6 protein-coding genes are annotated in these 9,690 nt (G+C 45.8%); 2 read left to right on the plus strand and 4 right to left on the minus strand.

The window, feature by feature from the left end:
• Positions 1–1,814 (plus strand): hypothetical protein (locus KAH81_06985; GenBank protein ID MCK5833397.1); only part of this gene is annotated, 1,814 nt, incomplete at its 5' end.
• Positions 1,815–2,147: 333 nt separating this feature from the next.
• Here the strand turns inward: KAH81_06985 and KAH81_06990 are convergent.
• The 4 genes from KAH81_06990 to KAH81_07005 form a co-directional block, all read right to left on the minus strand.
• Complete coding sequence (locus KAH81_06990) at positions 2,148–2,969, minus strand: histidinol-phosphatase HisJ family protein (GenBank protein MCK5833398.1); 822 nt, start codon at positions 2,967–2,969, stop codon at positions 2,148–2,150.
• Entirely contained in the window at positions 2,966–3,802 is an 837-nt protein-coding gene (locus tag KAH81_06995; protein ID MCK5833399.1) for a hypothetical protein, read from the minus strand. Before KAH81_06995 ends, KAH81_06990 begins: the two co-directional genes overlap by 4 nt.
• 73 nt (positions 3,803–3,875) lie before the next feature.
• Complete coding sequence (locus KAH81_07000) at positions 3,876–7,382, minus strand: hypothetical protein (protein ID MCK5833400.1); 3,507 nt, start codon at positions 7,380–7,382, stop codon at positions 3,876–3,878.
• 24 nt (positions 7,383–7,406) lie between these two features.
• On the minus strand, positions 7,407–8,291 hold the full coding sequence (locus KAH81_07005; protein MCK5833401.1) for a hypothetical protein: 885 nt from the start codon (positions 8,289–8,291) through the stop codon (positions 7,407–7,409).
• A gap of 236 nt (positions 8,292–8,527) precedes the next feature.
• Here KAH81_07005 and KAH81_07010 point away from each other — a divergent pair.
• The coding region (locus KAH81_07010) for a hypothetical protein (protein MCK5833402.1) at positions 8,528–9,690 on the plus strand (1,163 nt) is incomplete at its 3' end.

The following is a 9,690-nucleotide window of genomic DNA, read 5'->3' on the forward strand; positions in this document are numbered from 1 at the left end:
CAAGAAGGATGATCCTTAACTCATCAGGTCAGCTCTGGTGCTCGAATTATGGCTGGTTGCACGACTATTTCGCGAGAACCTCCGGCGATGGCAGTTATATCTGGAACGGCACGGGCGCACAGTCCGCGAATTTCAATATTACCGGTCATGGCACAATCGGCACGGAACTATATGTCAACAACTGGATACGCAAACCGGACAACGACGGAATATACTGGAGCGGCAACGGCTGGCATATATATCCAGCCAATGGGTCGGACATGCGGATGCGAACAGGTGGTTCGAACGGCGGAATTATGGGTATGACGGCAGGAGATATTCGCGGCTATGTCCATTGGACGACGAGCAATGAAATCGGTTTTCTGAATTCGGGTCGCGGCTGGTCGCTTCGGGTCGACAACTCGGGCAACACGTTCGCAACATCGAGTTCTCGCGCGCCCATTTTCTACGACTCGAACCACACCGGCTATTATGCCAACCCTTATGGCGACAGTTATTTCCGTTCACTGCGAATGCCCAACGGCGGCTCTCAAAGATTTGCCGATGGCGGAGTGGCCGCTTATGTATTGCAGGCGGACTATTGGTATGACCACGACGGCAGCGGAAGTATGTATGCCGGCGAGCCCGGCAACGATGTCCGTTTCCGCGGCACAATGCATTTAGGCGACGCAACAAGCGATTACAAATACTTCCAGGGACAGTTCTATCCGGAAACACAGTCAGATTCCCACCGATATCTTGGTGCGCGGACAACCTCGTCTTATGGATACGGTTATTGCGGGACATCGAGCAAGTGGTTCTATTATGTTTACTCACATTATCTCCGCTATAAGAGTAGTGTAGGTTCTTTCGACACATACGACGATTTGGCGCTGTTGGATAACATGGTTAGCGTAACAGATACTGTTTGGGACCCTATACTCCAAAATCATTTCGTAATAGGTAAAGAGGAAAATATGCCTCAATGTATTACAAATTATGGAGAACGAGCTTCAAACCCTGATGTCGGACAGTTTATTGATGTTGCTAAATCAATCGGTTTGGCCTATGGTGCAAGCAGACAACTTAACCGTGAAACTAAAGCCCGCGATGAGCGCCTCGTTGCCCGCACCGACATCCTCGCCGATGCTATCGGCGTTAATTTCAGTGGAAACCAAAAGGGCGGCGTTACGAGGAAGATATTCGATTTCGGAACTTCAAAGATGAATGATGACGAAGTCCGGGTGGAGTTCACAGATGATTTCGCATCCCAGCTCGATGAAGACTATATTCCAGTCGTAATAATTACGCCCACTTCGCCGAATGCCGGTTTTTATGTTGCCGAAAAGAACAACCGAGGATTTAAGATCATCAGAATGTCGGGCGATGGCGAATTCTCATTCGACTGGAGCGCTTTCGCCAGAGTCGAAGTGGAGGTCGCCGGTTCGGATATCGACCACATCGACGATGTTTTCTATCGTCCTTCCTTCGACCTGCCGCGCGGCGACTACAAGGAGTTCGTTCCATACATCGGCGAGCTGAAAGATACGATAACGACTTACGACCCGAACAAGGTCTATCCCGTCGATATGGAACAAATCCTAAAAGACAGCGAGGAACGCCGCTTACAGGAAGAGATCATCAGGAAAAAATCGATTACTCCCGCAGATACATATAAAAATGATAATACCGTCGAAGAACATGTGCCGCCGACGGATAATTACGTCCCGGCGACCGATCCGGCACAGGAGAAGAGCGGGAGCAATATCGCCCCCGGCGCGGTCCAGCCGAACGAATTGTCGGGAAACGAAAACTCCGCGCCGGACGCGGAATAATATTGACCGTAGGGGCGAGGCCTGCCGCATACGGTTTGAAAACGATGATTGCGATATTTCCCCGCAGGGGCGGGTTTCCCGTCTCGTCATCGCAAATCGCACCGGTTTCAAAAAACGGGCGAGGGGACCTCGCCCCTACGAATTGACAATGCGAAATCGCCCGAAAGCGGGAGCACACAAGGTGTTCCCCTACGGGATGGGAGGAGAATTCTGGATTTCCCTACGGTCGGCAATGACAGGGTTATTGCGGGAGATTTCTCCCTTCGGGTCGAAATAGCAGAGGGGAAGCGGGTCGGGAATGACGGATGAAGGGTATTGTCCGTTGACCATCGGCTAAAGGTAATCCGCGAGCGGTTTACCCACCGATAAACCGAGTTCTTCAATAAGGCTATAGGCGGTTGCCAGCTCGAATCCGACCTCCTTCGGCCGGTGAGCATCGCTGCCGACCGAATTGATCTGGACACCTTTATCGCGGGCGATTTTTAGCAGTCGCCTCGATGGATACGGTTCCGAAAACCCGCGCCTCATCGCCGAGGTGTTTATCTCGATACCGATATGTAAATCGGCCATCTTCTCAAATAATAAAGCAGCTTCCACAGCAAAAAGCTCTTCGAGTTCGTCGCCATAAAAGGCGCGGCCGTATTTTTTTATACCGTCGAAATGCGCGATTGTTGGGAATAAACCGCTATCTATAAGGTCATCCATCGCGGAAATATAATCCGCGATTGCTCTCTCAACGGAAACAGAGCGGTAATACCCGCAGGCCTCTCTCCTGCTCGTGATGCCAATATTGTCGAGGCAATGCACCGCCCCCAAATGGAAATCTGGTTTATACTTCTCGATGAATTCTTTCACAAGCGAAGCAAAATGCTCACTATAGCTAAACTCGAAACCGAGGAGTATTTGTGGCGAAAGTAACTTCTGGGAAATAAACCGAATGGTATCGATGTAATCCATTACAATCCTATTTTTCAGAAATTCGAGGTTACCATTGACACGCATGAACCTGTCTAAACCGATGCGTTTGGGGTTGAGGTCGATATGTGTTGTAAAGCATATTTCAGAAAGGCCTAATACAGTAGCTTTGTGGACTATAGCCTCAACCGAGGCTTTAGAATCGATACTAAAATCTGGGTGAATGTGAAAATCTATCATTTTACAAGGAAGATTTCATATGTAGCAAGATCAAATTTACCGCTATAGACTTTCATTAAATATATTCCACTCGCAGAAGCTTGCTCGGTAAGGTCTTTTCCATTCCAAAGAAGTTGTGTCCCTCCTATCGAAGGGCAACTGGTCATTGTGCTGATTTCATTTCCGAGGATATCGAAAATTCTTCCGCTAATATCCTGTTTTTCTAGGGTTTGGACGATTATCGAGACCGAAGAATTGAAGGGATTCGGTCTAGGCGGCAGTATAGTGTAGTCTTCCGGTAAACTTTCGCGAATGCGAGTAGGGGTGTAATGATCGACCGACATCACAAGTCGCTGAAGTGTGGGATTATAATTAATTGTGTCGATTCCGAATAAGGTTGACCATGTGGAATCAAAGAAGGGGCATTCTGGTATCGAATCGAAGACACCGATTACCTTGAAATATACTGTTGCACTATCCTCGCTGAAGATAGCCGAGCTATCGTTCCAAAGCACGTTAGCGCCGAAAGAATAATTCATTTTGTCTATATACCAAATAGAACCGAGCTCTGCCGTATTTCTGAAATCGGAAGTTAAGCGGTTATATGGTTCGGTGGTGTCTGAATAAAAATGGTAGCCAACTCCCACTGGTGGAGGAAGAAGCGCATCGAATTCAGGGTCGAAACCAGATGTAGCGGAATCATCCATGCCAAGCGTCAAACCTTCTCTAACGATAGTAGAGCCTTCTTCATATAGATTAAGGATAAGCGAAAAACCTCCGACTCTATCCAAGGGCAGAACTGTAGAAACGGATATAACAAGCGCAAACGCCATAAAAATGTGTTTATTCTTCATCTCAAATATTATGAGGGCGCCATTTAGATGACGCCCCCCCTTACAAATCCAGTGTTAAATAACTATTTTAATTCTATCTGAGAAGAGTGATTTTTTGGGTATGGATCTCTCTTCCGCAGATCAATCTGCAGTTATAAACTCCACTTGGAGCATCGCGACCGGAATCGTCCTTGCCGTTCCAAACTTTCTCGTAATAACCAGCATCGAGAATACCCGAATAGAGTGTGCATACGCGTCTTCCAAGGATGTCGGAAATCTCGATTGTCACTTTACCGTATTTCGCTAGCTCGAACGGAACGGTTGTTGTAGCATTGAAAGGATCGGGTCGGTTAGGATAGAGTTCGACTCTCATTGGTAACTTCTTCAATTCATCGATTTCGGTGCTGTATATCTCGAAAGTATCTGTTATCCATTCACCCTCGCTGAATGCACATACTTCCTTAGCTTGAAGTATGAAATAATATGTTTCCGCACTATCGAGGACAAATTCTGCAACCGGAGAATCGAAAGTAAAGACGCTATCGGTAATAGTAAATCCCGGGGTGGTTTCATCGAAAGTGGATCCTCCAACAACGAGCGATATGCTGTCGAATTCACCTTCATCCCAAGTCCAGTCGATAATTATGAGTGAATCGTTATAATACCCGGACGAGGGTATGAACAACGTTCCGGCGACAGTGTGTGACCATACAGGGGGATCAAGATCGACTATCCATGAACCGGATACTGGGGACGCGAGGCAAAAACCATAAATATCCTCTACGGTGATTAGTTGTGCGCTTACATAGAAACCATCGGTCCAAGCAGATGAAGGCGTATAGGTAAGTTCGCTTACCGTAGGGTTAAACGAGAGTCTCGAGTCAGCTATTGTCATTGTATCACCGTTGACCTCGACGACTATAGTGCTTTCATCAACGCCATCTGGATCGATAATTGACCAAATAATCGGGCCAGTGGCACAACAAATATAACCATCTTCGTAACCTGCAAAATGAACGCGCGGGCCTTCCATAACAATGTAAACGGTAATCTCTTCGTCGAGCCAGTTAGCCGGTCCGACATCGATATTGTCACAAACCTGAATCGCGATAACCGCAGAATCGGTATCGACATCGAGAGTGAACTCGACCAAATCGGCGGAATAACTAGCAGTAACAGGCACACCATTAACGAAAACAGTCAACGATTCTGGATTGACTCCAGCAATTGAGTCTGTAACGGCGATTGTAACATCCAGGTGATCTAAACCGATTGTATCGCCATCGCCGATGGAACCATTCACGATGATGGGAGGAGCAGTATCGATAGTATAAGACCATGCGCGATGGCTTGTCATATCGAGTGTAGTGAACAAGCTATCATAAGCATTGACAACCTCCACCTCGACCAAATAACCGTTCGGGAAAGCGGTTGAAGGATCGACTACGATTGTGTGTATAGAATCCCTTGGGCCGCCATCGTGATCTATAATGCCGCCATCGAGCATGATTCTCGAGCTATCGGTGATCATAGAGTTTCCATCGTAAAGATAATAGACTATATCAGTATCCGGAACAGAGACGAAATCACCATCGTAGGGCAAAATTGGATGCGCTCTGGGGCCGTGTGAGTTCATGATCCATGTCCAACCAAATGGAACACCGGGGCATGGATTTGGAATGCCATAGTCCGGATCATCCGTAAGACCTGCAAGTGTCGAAGTTACCCAACCATCAGGTATGTGGCTAAGCCCGCTAGTCCAGCTACCTGGATTCCAATATGCTGTATCAGGCTCCATTACCTCAGATGAGACATTGATACCCACTCCCTCGCCCGGAACGCCTCCGATAACATTGATCGGCATAAGAAAACCATCTAGAGAAAAGCGCCAATGGATGCTAGACAATCTAATCGAGCCAAGAGCGTCTTTGCAGTTGATCCATACATCTAGAAGCGAATCGGTCTGAATCGAGCTATCTGGAGGGAAGTGGTTCGGGCCTATTGTCGGGCCTACCAAATCACAGAGAAATCTGCCAGAATCTGATGCAGAGGGGCAACCATCGATATCCTCGGCTTCAGCTAAATGGAACCAGTAGTATCTAGCATTTTGTAGAGCTTCAGGTGGGTCGAAATAAAGGGTATCGTCATGGAAGGATAATTCAGGATAATCGATACCGACATAAAGGGTTCCTGCTGCCGTGATAAAGCCGAAGAATATTCTGGTGCTATCAACATAGGAATCCTCATCGTGAATATACATTTTAATAACTTGATTTGGATCGGAAGTTATCGTTCCCCAAAGAGGTTCGATTGTTTCCACAATCGGGCCGATGTAATCCGAGCCTTCAAGCCAGACAGTAAAAGGAGGCGATATTGTAGAAGAGTCAGTTGTGAAAGCCTCGAAACGGAGGGAGTCGAGACTATCATCCAAAGGAGGATTGTTAACGGCAATATTCCAGAATGCAAATCCCATCTCGCCCTCCGCTAGGGTAGAAGGAACTGTCGATTTTACTGTAGTCTCAGCCACACCTAGCGTGCAATAATCAGCGCTTGTTAAGTCGAGTGATACCCTCATATCGCTAACAGTGCTATCCGAGTTATTCGTTACACCGACGGTTAACGAAAAAGGATTTGGAACAAGCTGACAGTTTGTAGCAATGAGGTTATGTGAGTAAGATACATTCATCCCATAAATGCCGGCTACAGAGGCTGTGCTATCGGCGAGACCGTAACTAGTTTGGATAATTATTGTCGAGCCGGGGGGTGTCGTAACTGGATACCACCATGATAGAACTGCGGAATCGAAATATTCGTTCATCGTTATAGTTGGAGCCCAGTATATCCCAAGGAAATCATGAATATCGCCGAAAGCTATTCTATCGGGCGTTGTATTGGGAGGAAGACTCAAAACAGCTTTTGTAACGAGAGCGTCATCGGTTGTGTCGGTTGGGTCACCCTCGAAGGCTTGCCAGTATGGCGGAAGTTCCCATCCGTGTCCCACATCGGGCAGAACTCTGCAGCTATCCGATAATGGGATACCCGGTGCAACAATGCGAGCTGTATCCGATCTACCTATTTTTGTGTCGAAAAATAGCATCAATCCAATATCGTGGCTAACCGAGCTTTGATTTTGAATGATCCATTTCACAACGACAGTTCCGCTCCCGCCGGTTTCGATTGGTTGAAGTATCTGCGATATCCTGATAGAGTCGTTGCCAAATGGGTCAGTAATAAGTAACCATTCGGTTTTTATCCAGAAGTTTATTGGATCGTAAGTACTCGGTAAGATTTGGAAATCATCCAAGTATGAAGCACTGTCTGGATATAATGTGGAGATTATGGGACCGTTTGAATAAATGACAGAGCTATCTACCCATATCCCAAAATATGCACCATCTGGGCTGGAATGTCTGTAACTACTGTGAAGTAGTTCGCGAACTCCGGGAAAATCGGGTGGGTTGGGTGGAACACCGATACTAAATTGACCGTCCATGCCAGCACCAACGCCGATATGACCTGAATCGGGGGCGCTATCAACCCAAACAGCGAGTCCGCTGACAGCAAACGCCAATATGGCTAAAAAAATTACAATTCTTTTCATGATTCCTCCATAGATTGTTAATTATCAGAATTGTTCAATGTCAACCAACACCCTTAAGAAAGCGGTTTTGGTTTTATTGCTTTTTATCAATAATATTTCTTCAAATCTTCGAACTTGAGCATCAGCTGGAATTTTCAAGGTTATCGGTAATGGGCCACCACCTTCATCGGAGCCGGGAATGACTATCTCTTTAGGATATTCTATCCACTCCGGATTGGTAAGTCTCGGATAACTGGGAGAGCCGAGGATCGTTAGTTTGGCAACATCGGAAGAAGGGTCCAGCCGCTCTACTGTATATAGTGAAGAATTGAGTTTTTCATGAAAAAGTGTTGCGACTTCGACGCGTTCTATTCCCGGCTGCATGTTTTCGAATGCAAGCTTGCTCGGGACGGCAACTATCTCATTCAAACCACATTTTGGAATTACATTTTCCTTAGCTTGAGTCTCAATTCTAAATTGAAGGTAACCGCCAACTTGGATTTGAGTTGCGCCTTTAGCAACAGCAATTGGCGTAACTGGAATTCCTAGAAGCCAGTTATGGTTGTATAATCCTTCATCCATAGGAATATTAAGCCACATCGGAATCTCTGAAATTTTACCTGCTTCGACAGTTATTGTTTCCGCTCCAAACGAGAACCATATCGGTTCAGGGAAATCGAAGTATCCAGTTGCTGAACTGTTTCCCATACTAGGCTTTTCAGAGTGTAATTCGTAGGTAATTTCCCCTTCGACAGGCCCAATTCGAATAGTTTGATTTCTTTCCATGGCAAAATCATAGGGTTTTCCAACCGGTGCATCGTAAAGAAGTATTGTCCCCGGTGATATCCTAAAACCCAACGCAAAAACAGAGGATATAATTGCTAATAAAATTAAATGCCAGAATCTAAGCCTCAAATTCAGAACCTCCATAGAATATTTATTTATAATCTATTGTCCAAATTCATGAAAAGCAACACAAATCATAAAAATTTGGAATTTATATCTCTCATAGATAGATTAATTTATCCCTCATTTCAAAATATAGAGAAAATGCATTTCAGCAATGAATTGATAAGTTCAATTAATTTTCTAAATCCCTTGCTAATTATAAGGTCTTCCAATATATTTCTTTGATTAGTGATTTTTAAAAATGATAGGGAGTTTCTATGATGAAACGCGTTCTTTTTGTTTTGTTGTATCTAGTAGCACTCTTGAATCTTGGGATAGCTAAACCTCTGGAGATTAATAACCTTGATGTGAATCGAGTAGGTGTCGAATTACCGGCTATTGATCCTAATGCACTTTTTTTGCATGAGGAGAACCTGAAACTGGATGGTTTTTCCGAATTATTTACAGGTGAACTCGGCTGGGAAGTTCACTGTCGTCTCGATACTGGGGCTGTAGACATTGTTTTTTGCATCGATTCCAGTGGATCGATGTCCAGCACCATTTCCAGCGTTCGTGCGAGTATTGGCGGCCTAATCTCATCCCTCGAATCAGCTGGATATGATTACCATCTAGGGGGTATAACTTATGCCGATGGGACGAACCTATGGGATTTTGATGGGGGGACACCCGGTAATCAAATGACAGCAAATTCAGCCACATTTACAAGCGGAACATGGCTTGGAGGTGTTGGCGCTTCAGGTGGTGCCGATGGCCCTGAACAATCCTTAGATGCAATTGGTGATGCTATTCGTGAATATGATTGGCGGCCTGATGCTCTTCGCATAATAATCGGTTTTACGGATGCTTCTTATTGCCAAGTAGGAGATGGATGTTCCGGGTATTGTAATCCTGGCACCGGGCCTTATGGAAGTCCCGCTACAGAAACAGATACAGGTATTGCCTCATTAATTTCCTCCACTGGCACTGTAATTTTTTGGGCTTCGAGAACTTCGATTTATGCCTCCTGCGGCACATACACCTCTCCCGTTCCGGCGCATCCTCCCTGGACGGGAACTGGCCATTTGGGGTGGTATCAATATTTCGCATATGTTTCGGGGGGAAAATGGTACGATCTTAGCTCGACAAGTTGGAGTACTATTTTTTCTGATGTATCAGCATTGATTAGCACTTTTATGTCCATCAGTGTCGATGTTACAAATAATTCCGGGACGACAATTAATCCAATTATTGCTTCGCTCAGTCCTGGTGCATGTATCAGTGTTCTCTCTTCAAATCCCATTTCGTATGGTCCTGTGACCTCGGGGTCGAGTCATCATTTTTATTGGCGTATCGATTACGATTCGACCTGTAGCGGTCCCGCTTTATGTTTCGATATTTCCGTTGCAGGTGGAGGTTATGCGGATACAGCCGTAGGTTGTCT

The sequence above is a fragment of the bacterium genome (genome assembly GCA_023145965.1).
Lineage (GTDB): Bacteria > UBP14 > UBA6098 > UBA6098 > UBA6098 > UBA6098.